Here is a 17896-nt window from a genome sequence, read left to right on the forward strand (position 1 = left end):
TTTATTTTTTAGAGGGTTTGGATGTAGAGTTGGTTTCCCAAATACCTTTTATTTTAGCAATACTTAGGTTCTTAATTTCTTGGTCTTCATTAGATTGTATGCTTAATTTGGTATAGGGTTTATTGGGAAAAATTTGCTCTGTAAAGGAATAAACACCACCATTCAAGAAAATTTCTATTGATGACCAATCTAGAATAATTTGATATTCTAAAGTAGGTGTAGTCAGATTTGGTGTTTCGGTTTTATGAATCAATTTTCCAAAATCGGTTTCAAAATTAACTATACCGGAATGGGTTCTGTCTACCGAAAAAGAATTTATTTTGTGGTCATAAATAAGAACTAGCGAGTCATTGACTTCATTCGAGAACGTTAATTTTAAATTTTTGGCTAAAGCTTTAAAATGAAATTGAGATTGATTGAGATGGTTGTACTCAAAAGCTATTTTGTTATTTGCTTGAACGGATAGTAATTCTTTTGAATATTCAGGAATTTTAATTGTTTTTAATTGTTGGATTGGGGTGTTTTTAAGTACATAATTACTGCCTATTTTTTCAAGTGAAAGTTTTCTGGGCAAAGTCATGGCACTTCTCCAGTTTTGGGTTGGCGTGTTACGTGCATACAGCCAGTTACTCATCCAGCCAATAAAAATGCGTTCGTTATTTGGAGTATTGTTATAAGTCACGCCTGCATAATTATCGGTTCCATAATCAATCCATTTGATGTCTTTTTGATTGGTTTTAAAACTTTTTCCATCATAATCACCAATGAAATATTGTGTTCCAGAGCCACCATTCGGTGCTCCAGGGTTGATACTGATGAGTAAAACCCATTTTTCTTCTTCGGAATTTTCTACTTTAAGTTTGAAAATATCTGGGCATTCCCAAACACCACCATGGGCGCCTCTGTTTTTTCCAAATTGACTCATATACGTCCAATCAATCAAATTTTTTGAACTGTAAAATTGGGCATGGTCTCCAGCGACTAAGGCTAAATTCCAAAGTTTTGTTTCTGGATTCCAAAAAACTTTGGGATCCCTGAAATCTTTCAGATTGTTGTTTCCTATAATGGGATTCCCTTTGTATTTCGTCCAAGTTTCTCCTTCGTTAAGACTGTAAGCCAAACCTTGAGATTGCGTATTTATTTTCCCTGCTTTTTCAAAATCCATATTGTGATAGGTGAAAATGGCAATCATTGGCGGATTTTGGGTAGTGCCAAGTCCTGAAGTATTATTAATATCGATAACGGCACTCCCAGAAAAAATGAGACCTAATTTATCTGGAAATAATGCGATTTTATGATGTTTCCAATGAATTAAATCTTTACTGGTGGCATGTCCCCAATGCATTGGTCCCCAAACAATGTCTCCGGGAAAATATTGGTAAAACAAATGATAGGTTCCTTTGTAAAATACCAAGCCGTTTGGGTCATTCATCCATTTTTTTTCGGGGGAAAAATGAAATTGTGGACGAAAGGATTCTTTGTAAAACGATGTAGAATCTGTTGTAATTGCCTCAGTGGTAGAAATAGTTATTGGGCTATTATCTTCTTTTTTTTTGCAGGAAAAGAGCAATGCAATTATATTTAGTGCCAAAATGAATAATAGGTTATGAAGTTTCAATTGCATTGTCTTATGTTTTACTTTTATATGAATTGCGATTTATAAAATTAGGCTTCAATTTTGAGTTATCTCCAATTATAAAAATCGAAAACGTTTTCGAGGCTTCGAAAACGTTTTCGATTTAAATTTCAATGAGTTACAAAATAAATGTTTTAAGTTTGATTAACTAAAAAAAAGAAAATATATGACTTCAAAAGTAAAAGGGTGTCTTTTCATACTCATGATTGGTTCAGCGATGTTTGGTCAGGAAAAATCAGATGAGTGGCATTTGTATGCTAATTCTAGAGAGAATTATTTTGGTGTGGCTATGGCTAATGGGAAAATTGGTATTGTAACCGATGATACACCTCTAAAAACCAAGGAAATAATCCTCAATGGAGTGTACGATGGGAGTCCCGAAAACGGAATCAGCAGAATAGTACGGGGAATTGAGTTTTTGAATCTTCATTTAACGTTAGAAGGACAAGAAGTCAAATCAGACAATATCTCCAATTGGAGCCAGGTTGTCAATATGAAAGAAGGGACAAGTACTACTTCATTTTCGTTTAAAGATTTTGCCACTATCAATTATACAATTTTGGCCAATAGAGCAGTGCCTTATTCAGCTATGGCGATTGTTACTATTGTTCCCAAAAAAGACATCGAAATTGCGGCTAATAATTATATGACTGTGCCTGATGAATTAAAGGATGCAAAAAGTCAGTTTCGAGTGTTGAAAGACAATCAGTATTTGATGCCCGTTTTTGGGACAACTGCTAAAACATTAACAGGTAAGTATACCGTTTCAGCTGCTACGACTTTTTTGTTTGATGGAGAAACTGAAGTTTTGAAACAAACAGGGAATGAAGTTGGTTTTTCGAAGAAATTGCAAAAAGGTAAAATTTACCGATTTGCTATTGCTGGCGGAATTTGCACGTCAAAAGATTTTAACGATCCGTTGAATGAATCCGAAAGACAACCAATTTATGCCCTTCAACAGGGAATTGATAATTTACTGAATCGTCATAAACTAGCCTGGGCCGAATTGTGGAATACTGGTGACATTCAAATAGAAGGCGATTTGGATGCACAACAGCGTGTTCGATTTGCTTTGTTTAATTTGTATTCCTACAATCGTCCTGAAACCAGAGAAAGTATTGCTCCTATGGGATTGTCTTCACAAGGATATAATGGGCATATTTTTTGGGACAGTGAACTTTGGATGTATCCCACACTATTGGCTTTACAACCGGATATGGCCAAATCGTGTTTGGACTATCGTTTCGATCGACTGGAAAAAGCCAAACAAAAAGCGACTATTTATGGTTACAAAGGAGCAATGTATCCTTGGGAGTCGGATGATACGGGCGAGGAGGCTACTCCAACCTGGGCTTTGACAGGGATTTTTGAGCAACATATTACTGCTGATGTGGCTATTGCTTTTTGGAATTATTACTCATACACCCAAGATAAAACTTGGCTAAAAGAAAATTACAAAGTTCTTAGGGAAACCGCCGATTTTTGGGTAAGTCGCGTAATCAAAAATGAAAATGGAAGTTTTTCTATTCTAAATGTAGTGGGAGCCGATGAATATGCACAGCATGTAGATGATAATGCGTTTACAAATGCTTCTGCTATAGAAGCTTTGAAAAACACAATTAAAGCGGCAACCATTTTGAATGAGCCCATAAATCCAATGTGGGTAGAAGTTTCGAATAAGTTAATCATTCATTCTGAAAATGGAATTACCCAAAACTACAAAGGATACAAAGGACAAATGATTAAACAAGCTGATGTTAATTTGTTGTCATATCCATTGCATGTGATCATAGATCGAAAACAAATCGAAAAAGACTTAGAATATTACACTGAAAAAATTGATAAAAAAGATGGTCCTGCGATGGCATCGGGAGTATTATCTGTTTTATATGCCAGATTAGGAGATAAGGACAAGGCATATGCTTATTTTGTAAAATCATATTTGCCTAATAGTCGCCCTCCATTTGGAGTATTCTCGGAATCGGCAAATAGCAATAATCCTTATTTTGCAACTGGTGCGGGCGCAATGCTTCAGGCAGTTATTTATGGTTTTGGTGGTGTTGAGCAAACGGATAAAGGACTGAAGTATAATCAAGGGCTTTTGCCTAAACAATGGAAATCTTTAACGATAAAAGGGATTGGTCCTGACAATAATACAATTACAATAAAATAATTTTTTTTTATTGCCGCAAATCTTAAAGTTTTTTTCTCTAAAAAATACAACTTTAAGGTTTGCGGTTTTTTTATGCTTAAGAGTTTTTGTTAATTAATTCAAAATGAGTTATTTGTGGTTTTTGCTACCAAATCAATTTAATCACTTGTCTTATTGTAAGTAAAAAATTATTAAAATAAATGTTTTTTTCTTTTAATTTTGAATTTTTCAATTAAAATGGTTAAAAATAACTAAATGTGTTTTTTTTACACTTTTTTATTCCATTATATATTTTTATTTCTTAAAATTTTAACACTCAATTTTCGAAATCGAAAACGTTTTCGGTCTTACTACAACGTTATAGTTTTGTTTTTCTTAAAATTTTCTTAATAAAATAACTATGTTTGACTTTATATTTTAAACAAATAACCAAATTATTAACTAACTTATTTATTACGTATGAAAAATAGTCTACAAAAAGGCTTAATGGTTTTCATAACCATGCTATGTACTAGCTTGATATACTCGCAAGATATATCAGGATTGGTGACTGATGCGAGTGGCCCGCTCCCTGGGGTTTCGATATTAGTAAAAGGAACAAAAACAGAGACACAAACTGATTTTGATGGAAGATTTACAATTAAGAATGTGGGTTCAGACGCGGTCTTAGTTTTTACTTACATTGGACTTAAAACTCAGGAAGTAAGTGTTGGGGGTAAAAGCACTATAAATGTGAAAATGGCACAAGATCAAAGCCAATTGAATGAAGTTATAGTTGTAGGTTATGGCTCTGTAAAAAAGAAAGATGCAACTGGTGCTGTAGACATGTTAAGTTCAAAACAATTTGACAACATATCAGCAACTTCTCCATCAGAATTATTGAGAGGAAAAGTGTCAGGGGTACAAGTAACGCAAACTAGTGGTGAGCCAGGAGCTGGTGTTTCTGTAAGAATTAGAGGTAACTCATCTATTCGTTCTGGAAATAATCCATTATATGTTGTGGATGGTGTTCCATTAGATGGTGGAGACGTTTCGTCAGGTGGTTCTGATGTGGCAGGATTGGGGTCTTCTTCTGCAAGAAATCCTTTGAATTTTATCAATCAAAATGATATCGAAAGTATTTCTGTTTTGAAAGATGCCTCTTCTACTGCGATTTATGGATCTCGTGGAGCAAATGGAGTTATTGTGATTACAACTAAAAAAGGAAAAACAAAAGTTCCTACATTGACATTTAATTCTTCAATGAGATTTAGTACAATGTCTGGAGATTTTAGATTGTTAAACGGAGATGAGTTTGTAGCTGCCGGAGGTCCAGATAAAGGATCTAGATCGTACAACTGGGAAGATGCTATTTTAAGAAGTGGATTCACTTCTAATAATGATGTATCTATAAGCAGTGGGTCTGACAGTTCTAATACAAGACTTTCATTGGGTGCAAGTTCTACAGATGGAATTGTAAAAAACACGGGTATAGATAAATATACCGCTTCATTTGCCAATTCAAATGACTTTTTTGGTGGTGTACTTAAAATTGACACTAATTTATTATATGCAGGACTTAAAGATCAAACTACTTTAATTAGTAATGATGCTGGTTATATTGGGAATTTAATTGGTACCGCTTTGTATTGGAACCCAACTTTGCCAATATACCAACCAGATGGTAGTTATACTTTTGTTGCTGAAGATTATTTAAACCCAGTTCAATTGCTAAATTCCTATGATGATCATACTGCTACGAATAAAGTATTAGGAAGTGTTGCAGCAACTTTGAAACTAGGTTCTCATTTTAAATATAAATTCTTGTTCGGTGTAGAATCATCTAGTTCTACAAGAAAACGCCAGCTATTGCCTACGATGTTAATCAATAGTACGGATTTGATTAAGAATGATAATGCAAACGGAGGTGTTAAAAAAAGAGGTTTTGCAGAGATATCAGGTATAAATAAGTTCAATAAAACAATTGAGCACACACTGACTTATGATAATAATTTCAGCGACAATGTATCTCTTAATGCATTGGGTGGTTTTTCTTATTATTCTTATGATACTGAAGGTTCTAATGCTAGAGGATATGGTTATCTACCAGAACAAACTCTGCTTGTCGACAATATTCAAGGGGGTATTGCTCAGGAGTTTAGGACTACTTCTTTTAAAAACAGAATAGAATTACAGTCTTATTTTGCTAAAGCTGAAGTTACATTGTATAAAAATTTAATTATTAATGGATCAATTCGTGCTGATGGATCGACAAAACTTGGAGAGGATAACAAATGGGGTTATTTCCCTGCAGTTGGTGCAGCATATAAAATTGTAAATAATAAAGAAGGTATTTTAAATGATATTAAAGTAAGAGGGAACTGGGGTATTACAGGTAATCAAGAATTTCCTGTGAATTCAGCTGTTTCAAAATCAATTTATGGAAACGGTGGTTCTGCACAAACGGTTTCAGGTGCAAATAATGAGTTGCGTTGGGAAACTACTACTTCATATGGTATTGGAACTGATTTTACTTTTTTCAATAATCGTTTGACTGGTTCGGTAGACTATTACAAAAGAGATACTGAAGATTTAATCGCACCAGTACCACAAGCTTCAACTCAACCGGGTCCAGCTTCTAACAGAAGTGTTAATTTGCCAGGTAATTTAATAAATGATGGTATTGAGGTATCTTTGAACTATAAAATTATTGATAGCGATGATATGTCATGGAGCGTTGCAGCGAATGCTGCCTTTTTGAAAAATAAAATGACAAATTTTGGTTCAGTTTCTTTACTGGCAGGAGGTATTAATGGACAAGGGTTGTCTGGAGCTAATGCTGAAATCATACAAGATGGTTATCCATTATATACTTATTTTCTTTATGAATTTAGAGGATATGATGCAACAGGAAATTCTATTTATGCTGCTGCAGATGGATCAGATACAGGTTTAGGAAATGCTGATAAAAAATTATTAGATAAACAGCCTTTGCCAAAAATCAATCTTGGATTTTCAACTAGTTTTACTTATAAGAGTTTAGATGCAGGAATGTCATTTTATGGCGCTTTCGGACATTACTTATATAACAATACTGCAAATGCTTACTTCTTTAAAAGTGCATTGTATGGTGGTAGAAACGTAACTCCAGAAGTTGGAAGTTCTCCTCAAAATGGAAGCGATCCAAACTCACCATCTACTAAGTATTTGGAAAGTGGAGATTTCTTGAGGCTTGGTAATTTAACTGTTGGATATACTTTCAAAGGAGCTTATATGGATAAAATAAAATTAAGTTCAGCACGTTTATTTGTTAGTGGTGAAAACTTATTTGTAATTACAAACTATTCCGGATTTGACCCAGAGGTAGATACTAATAAAGCTCTTAATGGAGTTCCTTCTGCAGGTATGGATTATTTATCATATCCAAAAGATAAGAGTTTTTCTGTAGGAGTTAGTGTAACATTTTAATTAAGAAAAAAATGAAAAGAATAAATATAATTAAAAGCATCTTTTTTGTTGGTACAATCGCTTTTGGTGTGAGTTGTACAAATTTAGATGAAGAAGTTTTAGACGGTTTCGTTACAAGTGGTGATGGGGGAAATGTGAATACAGGTAGTTTTTTGCAGTCCGCTTATGAAGGATTAAGAGGATTTCAGGATCAAGACAAAATGTTTACATTACAGGAAATGTCGGGAGACGGATTAGTTGGCCCTACAAGGGGTGGTGACTGGGATGACAACGCAAAATGGAGACAATTTCACGTCCACACTTGGGGACCGGATAATGTTGAAATTAGAAATGCTTGGAATTCATTGTTGACCAATGTGTATAACTGTAACTTAGTTATTTTCAACCAATCTACTGAGTCCCAAAAAACACAAGCCCGTTTTTTAAGAGCGTTCTATTACTATAATGTAATTGATTTCTTTGGTCAAGCACCTTATAGAGAAGAGGGTTCTGCGATTACGGATGATCCTAAATATTGGACAAGAAAAGAAGCTACCGCTTTTGTAATAAGCGAGCTAGAAGATATTGTTAATAAGTTGCCAGCTCGTAATCCAACCGATGCAAGTATTGCTAATGTTGATGCTGCTCATTTGTTATTGGCTAAATTGTATCTGAATAAAGCCGTATTTAATGCAGACAATGCAGCAGGACCTTACACTTTTGATGCGGCCGATATGAATAAAGTAATTTCAAATGTTGATGCAATCACTTCTAGTAGTTTGGCAACTGAATATTGGAGTAATTTTGCTCCAACAAACAATACTTCTAACGAGATTATATTTTCATCCAAAAATGTGTTAGGATCAGGTGGAGGAATACAATCAAGATGGAGAATGGGAATGCATTATAATCAAACTCCTGATGGATGGAATGGTTTTGCAACTGTTGCAGAATATTACAATAGGTTTGATGCTGCGGATGATCGTAGACAACATACCTCACCAGACATTATTACTTATTATGGTAATCCGATTGGTTTTCAATACGGACAAATGTATGCTCCAGGAGGAGTTACTCCTCTGAAAGATAGAAAAGGTAATCCACTATTTTTCACAAAAGAATTAACTATGATTACAAGTGGACCTACTTTGGAAACTGCAGGTATTCGTACTCAAAAATACGAACCAGATCATGCCAATTTAGGAAATCCAGAAAATGATTATGTATTGATGCGTTATTCTGATGCTTTGTTAATGAAAGCTGAAGCTGCCTTAAGAGGTGGTACAGGAGGAGCAGCAACAGCAAAAACAATTCTTGATGAGATTGATGTTAGAGCTAAATTGCCAGCAGGATCTACTCCAGCAACTTTGGACGGCATCTATCTAGAAAGAGGAAAAGAGTTATGGTATGAAGGATGGAGAAGAAATGACATGATTCGTTTTGGAAAATTCTTGGAACCTAGAGAGTTAAAACCAATCGCTTCAGATCCAAAATATGCATTGTATCCTATTCCAGCAGATGCATTGTTTAATAAAAATGCTAAACAGAACCCTGGATACTAAGAATTTTTTTACTTCATTTTGTTTTGAGTTAGTTATAAAGAGGGTAATTTTATTACCCTCTTTATTTATTTAATTTTTTATATTTATTACTTTTTTATTACTAATTATTGCATATTTTACACCGTAATAACATAGCCAATTCCCTAACCAAATACTACCAATTATTATGCACAATCGAGTTGTCCTATTTTCTCTTTTTATTATTATTTTTTCTAATTGTTCCAAAGAAAATAGCGCTAATGAAAATAGTTTATTTACCAAACTAGAATCTTCCGAAACTGGAATTAATTTTGTTAATGAAGTTAAGAACGGAAAAAACATGAATATCTTCAAATACCGAAATTTTTATAATGGTGGAGGTGTGGCTATTGGAGATATTAACAACGATGGCTTATCGGATGTCTTTTTTACTTCAAATCTTGGAGAGAACAAATTGTATCTCAATAAAGGAAGTTTCAAGTTTCAAGATATTTCTAAATCTTCAGGAATTGTGATATCTAAATCTTGGTCTACTGGTGTTGAAATGATTGATATTAATGGTGATGGATTGTTGGATATTTTTGTTTGCAATGCTGGGAATGGCATTGATGCAAAAAGAAAAAGCGAATTATTTATCAATAACGGAAACCTGACTTTTACTGAAAAAGCAGCTGAGTACAATCTTGCCGATACCGGTATTACCACTCATGCCGCTTTTTTTGATTATGATAAGGATGGTGACTTAGATGTTTATATTTTAAATAATAGTTTTATTCCAGTAAGCAGTCTCAATTATTCCAACAAAAGAGAATTAAGAGATAAAGATTGGGCGGTTAGTGATATTCTAAAAGGAGGTGGTGATAAGTTGATGCGTAATGATAATGGAAAATTTGTTGATGTAAGCGAAGCTGCGGGTATTTATGGAAGCCTTATCGGTTTTGGACTTGGGGTAACAGTTGGCGACGTTAATGGAGATTTGTATCCGGACATTTATATTTCAAATGACTTTTACGAACGCGATTATTTGTATATCAATAATAAAAACGGAACTTTTAGTGAACAAATTCAAGGTTGGACATCGCATACAAGTCAGTCTTCCATGGGAGCTGATATGGCTGATATAAACAATGACGGAAAACCGGATATTTTTGTAACCGATATGTTGCCTGAAGGTGATGAGCGTTTGAAAACCACAACGAGTTTTGATAATTACGATTTGTTTAGAAGAAAATTAAATCTGGATTTTTTTTATCAATACATGCAAAATACTTTGCAGTTGAATAACGGAAATAATCAATTTCTTGAAATCGCAAATTATGCTGGAGTTGCTAAAACCGATTGGAGTTGGGGAGCCTTAATATTTGATATGGATAATGATGGGTATAAAGATATTTATGTATGTAATGGAATTAATAATGATTTGACCAATCAGGACTTTATGGACTTTTTTGCCAATGGGATAATTCAAAGAATGGCGGTTACAGGCAAGAAAGAACAAATGGAAAACATTATTGGTAAAATGCCAAGTACACCAATACCAAACTACGCTTTTAGAAATAATAAAGATTTAACCTTTACCAATGAAATTACTAACTGGGGATTAGATACGCCTAGTTTTTCAAATGGAGCTGCCTATGGTGATTTAGATAACGATGGTGATCTTGATTTAATTGTAAATAATGTCAATCAAGAAGCTTTTGTTTTTCAAAATAATTCGGAAAAAAAGAAAGACAACCATTTTGTGAAAGTAAAATTGAAAGGCGATAACCAGAATAAATTTGCCATCGGAAGTGTTGTCGAATTGTTTTCTGGAAAAGAAACCTTAAGACAGGAATTAATTCCTTCAAGAGGTTTTCAATCCTCGATAGATTATGTGATGACTTTTGGAATTGGAACTAAAAAAATAGATTCACTTCAAGTAATCTGGCCAAATGGTAAATACCAAACCATTAAAAAAGTGGCTAATAATTCGACTGTTAACTTGAATATCGCAGACGCGACTTTAAATTATACTATCAAAAAACCGAATGTAAAACCATTGTTTTCTGAAAAGCCAAGCTCATTTTTGACGCACAAAGAAAATGACTACATTGATTTTGATTATGAAGGATTGATTTCCAAAATGCTATCTCAAGAAGGACCTTCGCTTGCCGTTGGGGATATTAACGGTGATGGGAATGATGATGTCTTTATTGGCGGAGCCAAGGGAATGTCAGGGAATATTTATTTGAGTAAAGGCAACGATACTTTTTCGATTACTAAGCAAACTGATTTGGTTGCCGATGCAGATTACGAAGACACTGCCGCCAGTTTTTTTGATGTCGATAATGATGGAGATCAGGATTTAATGGTAGGTTCTGGTGGAAATGAAAAAGCAGATCAGGCAAATTATAAAAACCGTCTGTATTTGAATAATGGAAAAGGTGTCTTTACTAAAAGTAAAACCAATATTCCAACAACCAATAATAATGTTTCGGTAATTACCGCCTGTGATTATGATAACGATGGTGATATGGATGTTTTTGTAGGGAGTAGAAGCGTGCCGGGGATATATGGAATTGACCCAAAACAATTGTTTCTGGAAAATGATGGGAAAGGAAATTTCAGTAATGCTACCGATAAAAAAGCTTTCAAACTGAATGAAGTTGGAATGATTACTGACGCCGTTTGGGAAGATATTGACAACGATGGGAAGAAAGACTTAATTGTGGTTGGCGATTGGATGGCTCCTCGAATATTCAAAAATACGGGTCGTCGTTTGGTTGATTTTAAATCTAACTTGATCAATTTTAGTGGTTTTTGGAACGCAGTAAGTTGCGTAGATCTAAATAATGATGGAAAGAAGGATCTGGTTTTAGGAAATAAAGGAACCAATACTTCCTATAAAGCTACTGATAAAAATCCGATGCGAATGTTTGTAAATGATTTTGATAATAACGGAACCATTGAACAAATAACCACACGCTCTATCGATGGAAGAGATATGCCTTTGCATTTGAAAAAAGAATTAGCAGGTCAAATTCCTTCGATAAAAAAGAAAAATTTGAGCTATGCTGAATATGCAAAAAAATCATTTCAAGAAATATTTGCTCAAGACGTAGTTGATAATTCCATTCAGAAAACTGCGACGATTCAGAAAAGTGTAATTGCTATTAATAAAGGGAATGGCAATTTTCAGGTTAAGGCGCTTCCAAAAGAAGTTCAGTTCTCATGCGTAAATGCTATTTCTGTAACGGATGTGAATAAAGATGGAATCTTTGATCTCGTTCTGGGGGGGAATCAATATGAATTCAAACCTCAATTCGGAAGAATGGATGCCAATTGTGGAAGTGTGCTTTTAGGAAACAAATCAGGTTCTTATTCATGGTTGCCTTATAACCAATCAGGTTTCTTTTTGAAAGGAGAAGTTAAGCACATTCAAACTTTGAAGAATAAAAACAAAGGAGTTTCAATACTGACAGTTACAAATGATAATGCCCCAAAAATATTTAAGAGCAATGAATAAGTTTTATAGTTTAGGAATAGTTGCATTGCTTATGTTGAGTTGTTCGGAAAAACAAGATCGTTTGTTCGAAAAATTAGATTCTGCCACTAGCAACATTACTTTTAAAAATGAATTATTGGAGTCAAAAAACATCTCGATATTAGATTACCTCTATTATTACAATGGTGGAGGTGTTGCCTTGGGAGATATTAATAAAGATGGTTTGGTAGATATTTATTTTACTTCAAACCAGGGGAAAAATAAATTGTATCTCAACAAAGGCAATAATAAATACGAGGATATTTCAAAAAAAGCAGGAGTTGAAAGCGAAAGCGATTGGAACACGGGAACGGTGATGGCAGATGTAAATGGAGATGGTTATCTCGATATTTATGTCTGTGCTGTTGTTGGGATTAATGGTTTTGAAGGACATAACGAGTTATTTATTAACAACAAAAACAATACGTTTACCGAAAGCGCAGCCGAGTACGGTTTAGATCTAGATAATTACAGTACATCGGTGGCATTTTTTGACTATGATTTAGATGGAGATTTGGATATGTATTTGTTAAATCATGCTGTGCATTCAGAGTTGTCTTTTGGGAACGCCAATATTCGAAATAATAGGAACTACGAATGCGGTGATAAATTATTTAGAAACGACAATGGAAAATTTGTTGATGTAAGTGCTCAAGCAGGAATTTTTGGTGGAGCCAATGGTTATGGATTAGGTATCGCTGTTTCTGATTTTAATTTAGATGGTTATCCAGACATTTATATCGGAAATGACTTTCACGAAGACGATTATTATTACCTCAATAATGGAGATGGAACTTTTACGGAAAGTCTGAAAAGCTATTTTGGTCACACCAGTAGGTTCTCGATGGGTGTAGATGTAGCCGATATAAATCATGATGGTTTTCCCGATATAATGTCATTGGATATGCTTCCGGAAGACGAGAAAGTTTTAAAATCATCTTTGGGAGACGATAACGTCCAAATGTTGAAATTGAGAACCGAAAAGTATGGTTATCATAATCAATATACCCGAAATATGTTGCAAATAAATCAAGGAGGAAAACATTTTACAGAAACGGCCTTGTTGAGTGGCGTGGCAGCAACCGACTGGAGTTGGAGTGCCTTGTTCGCCGATTATAATCAAGATGGAGAACAGGATATATTTGTATGTAACGGAATTCCAAAAAGACCAAATGATTTGGATTATGTGAAGTACTTTTCGAATGAACAGGTCAAAAGGAAGATAGGCTCGACGAAATTATTAGACAAAGAGGCATTAAAAAAAATGCCAGCTGGTAATGTGACCAACTTTGTTTTTGAAGGGTCATCTGATCTTCAATTTGTAAACAAATCAGATCAATGGATTGAGAATGATTCCATAATTTCAAATGGAAGCGGTTATGCCGATTTGGATAATGACGGAGATTTGGATGTGGTAACGAATAACATCAACGATATTGCATCGGTTTACATCAATCAAACGAATAACAAATCTCATTATTTAAAAGTAAAACTTCAATTTACAGGGAAAAATACTTATGGAATTGGTGCCAAAGTGATCTCTTATTCAAAAGGAAAAAAACAATTCAAAGAATTGCAAACGACGAGAGGTTTTCAATCATCGTCAGAGCCGATGCTTCATTTTGGATATGGAAAAATTGCAGTTATTGATTCTCTGGTTGTAATTTGGCCTGATAAAACGTATCAGACCTTAAAAAATGTCAAGTGCGATCAAACGTTGGCCATAAAAGCAAATGCCAATAGAAAAGCATTTGATTATCAAAAATTGCATCCAACCGTTATTCCTGTTTTTAAGAAAGTTGAAACTGGATTAGGTATTGATTTTACCCATCAGGAGAATGATTATATTGATTTTGTATACCAAAAATTAATTCCTTACGGACGTTCCGATAGAGGACCTGCGGCAGCAATTGGAGATTTAAATGGTGATGGCAAAGAAGATATCTTTTTTGGTGGATCGAAAGGAAAAAAAGCGGCAATTTATATTCAAAACACAAATGGATTTTCGGAAAAAGGATATTCCGAAATCGAAAAGGATTCTATTTTTGAAGATGCTTCTGCCGTAATTGGTGACTTTAATAACGACAAAATAAATGATTTGTTTGTGGCTTCGGGAGGTGGAGAAAATGCTTCGAACTTGCAAGATCGATTATATGTTGCCAAAGGTAATCAATTGATAAATTCTGTTTTGCCTGATCTTTCTCAAAATGCATCAGTGGTCAAAGCTTTTGATTATGATAAAGATGGAGATTTAGATTTGTTTATTGGCAATAATTCATTGAATAATAGATTCGGAAGTACTTCAGACTGTTATTTATTAAAAAACAATAAAGGGGTATTTGCATTAGCGGAAGCGAAAACTTTTGAAGGTATTGGGATGGTTACTGACGCTGTTTTTAGTGATTTCAACAAAGATGGTAAAGTCGACTTAATCGTTGTTGGTGAATGGATGAAACCGACCTTTTTTGCTAATAAAAAGGGGAAATTTGTTAATGTAACTGAAACTGTTTTTCCTGAAAAAAGCAACGGTTTGTATCAATCGATTATTCCATTTGATATAGATAATGATGGAGATCAAGATTATTTGGTAGGAAACTGGGGAATGAATTCTAAGTTTAAAGCATCGCAAGAATTTCCTATGAAAATGTATTACGATGATTTTGATAAAAATGGAACTTATGAAACAATTTTAGCCAAAGAAAAAAACGGAAAATATTATACAATATTAGGACTTGATGAACTAGTGGAAGAGTTTAGTGGTTTGCTGAAAAAGAAATTCAACAGTTACAAATCTTTTGCAGGAAAACCACTTGAAGAAGTTTTTGATATGAAAATGCTCGAACAGGGGAAATTGTATGAAGTACATAACTTGAAATCGGGCTATCTGAGAAATGATAACGGGAAATTTGCTTTTGTTTCTTTTGCCAATAAAATGCAAGTGTCTCCTATTACAAGTTTTGTGAAATCCAATTTTGATAGCGATTCAAAAGAAGAAGTTTTTGCTGCTGGGAATTATTTTGGAGTTACACCTTATCACAGCCGATTTGACGGATTCTCTGGAGCATTAATCAAAGATGAGAAAACAATATTCTTAGGCAGTCAAATAGGAATTGACTTGACCCAGAAAGCGGTGCGACACGTGGATGTCATTCGTTTTAACGGTAAAAAATACTTATTGGTTACTATAAATAATAAGAAAGCTGAGGTTTACGAATTACCGATGAGTTCTAATTAACAAAAAACTATTCAAAATTTAATAATATATAATATGAAGTCTAAATTATATACGATAGCAGCAGTTTGTTTGCTTTTTATTTCATGTGGAAAACAAGAAAAAATAGTTGTGTCAGCTAGTGATTTCCGTGCTGCGGTTGATACCGTTTCAGAAATAATGATTCATGATATTTTTTCTCCTCCAGTAGCTAGTAGAATATATGCGTATCCAAATATTGCAGCTTATGAAGTTATTGCCCAAAACAGCAAAACATATTCTAGTTTACAAGGTCAGTTGAATGGACTGGATTCTATTCCAACATTGGATTCTAAAGCAGGTGTAAACCAAAAGTTGGCTGCGATAATTGCACACATGGAAGTAAGCAAGCAATTGATTTTCTCTGAAGATGCATTGGAGAAATTTAGAGACAGTTTGTATAAAAAATGGGAAGGTGAAAATTCAAAAGAATTTGAAGTTTCCAAAGAGTATGGATTGAAAGTTGCCGAGCGTATTAAAAAATGGATGGGGAAAGATAATTACAAGCAAACAAGAACCTTGCCTAAATTTTCAGTTTTTGCGAGTCAACCTGGAAGATGGCAACCCACTCCACCAGCTTATATGGATGGAGTTGAGCCGCATTGGGGAGAGATAAGAACGATGGTTTTGGATTCGGCGTCACAGTTTAAACCGACTGCAGCAATACCTTTTTCATTAGATAAAAAGTCAGCTTATTTCAAGGAAGTAATGGAGATATATAATATAAGTCTAAAAATTTCTGAAGGATTAAAAAAATCGGAGGAATCTAAAAGCAATCCAGTTCCAGAGGAATCAAAAGTTGCCGTTTTTTGGGATTGTAACCCTTATGTGACCGTAAGTCAAGGTCACATGATGTTTGCCAAAAAGAAGAATACTCCAGATGCACACTGGATTGGTATAACCAAAATTGCATGTGTAAAAACCAATGCCGATTTTGAAAAAACTGTTTACGCTTACACCAAGACATCAATAGGGATTTTTGAGTCATTTATCAGTTGTTGGGACGAGAAATACAAAAGTAATATGGTACGTCCTGAAACGGTAATCAATCAGAATATTGATGAGAATTGGAAACCCTTGTTACAGACGCCTCCGTTTCCTGAATATACAAGTGGACATTCTGTAGTTTCAACTTGTTCGGCAGCACTTTTAACCACCATTTTTGGAGATAATTTTGCTTTTGTAGATGATTCAGAAATTCCTTTTGGATTACCAAAAAGAAACTTTACATCTTTTAAAGCAGCGGCAAAAGAAGCGGCAAATAGTAGAATGTATGGAGGAATCCATTACAGAGCTGCGGTTGAAAATGGAGTTGTTCAAGGTCAAAATATAGGGGATTTTATTATTTCAAAATTGAAGATGCTTAAGTAATTATGAAAAGTAAAATTATATTGGGTTTTAGCTTATTGCTATCGTTTTTTTTGATTTGGTATCTGTTTATAAAAGAAAGCGATTATACGATTTCATTTACTGTTAAAGCAGCAACAGGGACTGTTTTTCAGGGAATTAAAGAGTGGAGTGCCACTCAATTGGAGAAAGAGAAAGAAAATTATAAAATAATTGAAAAAAATAATTTTGATTTTATTAAACAAAGAATGACTAAGGGCAATTCTCAAATTGATTACACTTGGGAAATGGTTTCCATAAATGATTCCATGACTAAAGTAAATGTGAGTGTAAAAGAATTGGGGCATGGACTTTATAATAAAATTACAGCTCCATTTTGCAACACGCCATTCAAAGTAAGTCAAATAAAAAAAATAAAGTCTTTTAAAGAGGGTTTAAATGACCATATTTCGAAATTTAAATATAAAATTGATGGACTAGGTTCGTCAAAAGAAGAGTTTGTAGCGTACCTATCATTAAAAAGTGTTTTGCAAACCAAAGCGCAAACCATGATTGAGAATGATGGAGTAATTACTGGATTTCTTCAAACACATAATATTAAAATTATAGGAAGACCCTATGTTGAGGTTTTAAAATGGGATTTTGAAAAGGAAACCCTTGATTTTAATTATTGTTTTCCAATTAATAGAAATACAAAAATCATTGCTGATAATGATGTAAAGTTTAAAACAATTCCGGCAATGAAAGGTTTGAAAGCGACTTATTTTGGTAACATGAGAACTTCGGATCGTTCTTGGTTTGCGTTGTTAGATTATGCAAAAAAGAATGGTTATGAGCTAAATAATAAACCATTGGAACATTTTTTTGCAAATCCTTTTGACGGAGGAGATGAACTTACTTGGAAGACAGAAGTCATCATTCCTTTCGGAAAAAAATAATTTCTCGATCCTTTTTGCTTTACGAAAACGTTTTTGGTGTTTTCGAAATCGATTTCGATTTTATATTATGTTTTAATTGTTTG

Annotated in this window: 8 protein-coding genes; 7 read left to right on the forward strand and 1 reads right to left on the reverse strand. The window is 34.0% G+C overall.

Features of this window, described 5'->3' with window-relative positions:
* Nucleotide 1: 1 nt before the first annotated feature.
* Complete coding sequence (locus tag DOS84_RS08825) at nucleotides 2-1624, reverse strand: glycoside hydrolase family 32 protein (protein WP_111409769.1); 1623 nt, start codon at nucleotides 1622-1624, stop codon at nucleotides 2-4.
* Nucleotides 1625-1802: 178 nt separating this feature from the next.
* On the opposite strand from DOS84_RS08825, the gene DOS84_RS08830 reads away from it, so the two are divergent.
* From DOS84_RS08830 to DOS84_RS08860, 7 genes are all read left to right on the forward strand, one after another.
* Nucleotides 1803-3809: a kojibiose hydrolase gene (locus tag DOS84_RS08830; protein WP_243636342.1), complete on the forward strand. Its 2007-nt coding sequence runs from the start codon at nucleotides 1803-1805 to the stop codon at nucleotides 3807-3809.
* A 438-nt stretch (nucleotides 3810-4247) separates the two neighbouring features.
* A complete protein-coding gene (locus DOS84_RS08835; protein ID WP_243636343.1) occupies nucleotides 4248-7235 on the forward strand; it encodes a SusC/RagA family TonB-linked outer membrane protein in 2988 nt (995 codons plus the stop codon).
* An 11-nt stretch (nucleotides 7236-7246) separates the two neighbouring features.
* Nucleotides 7247-8776 (forward strand): RagB/SusD family nutrient uptake outer membrane protein, encoded by a 1530-nt coding sequence (locus tag DOS84_RS08840; protein ID WP_111409771.1) that lies wholly within the window; start codon nucleotides 7247-7249, stop codon nucleotides 8774-8776.
* Nucleotides 8777-8942: 166 nt separating this feature from the next.
* Nucleotides 8943-12260, forward strand: coding sequence for a VCBS repeat-containing protein (locus DOS84_RS08845; protein WP_111409772.1), 3318 nt, complete (start codon nucleotides 8943-8945; stop codon nucleotides 12258-12260).
* Entirely contained in the window at nucleotides 12253-15513 is a 3261-nt protein-coding gene (locus tag DOS84_RS08850) for a VCBS repeat-containing protein (protein ID WP_111410001.1), read from the forward strand. The genes DOS84_RS08845 and DOS84_RS08850 overlap by 8 nt, the downstream gene beginning before the upstream one ends.
* Nucleotides 15514-15546: 33 nt before the next feature.
* The gene (locus tag DOS84_RS08855) at nucleotides 15547-16899 is read left to right on the forward strand and encodes a vanadium-dependent haloperoxidase (protein ID WP_111409773.1); all 1353 of its coding nucleotides are present in this window, start codon (nucleotides 15547-15549) and stop codon (nucleotides 16897-16899) included.
* Between the two features lie 2 nt (nucleotides 16900-16901).
* Nucleotides 16902-17813, forward strand: coding sequence for a GyrI-like domain-containing protein (locus tag DOS84_RS08860; RefSeq protein ID WP_111409774.1), 912 nt, complete (start codon nucleotides 16902-16904; stop codon nucleotides 17811-17813).
* Nucleotides 17814-17896: the final 83 nt, after the last annotated feature.

Source organism: Flavobacterium aquariorum (genome assembly GCF_003254745.1).
GTDB classification, from domain to species: Bacteria; Bacteroidota; Bacteroidia; order Flavobacteriales; family Flavobacteriaceae; genus Flavobacterium; species Flavobacterium aquariorum.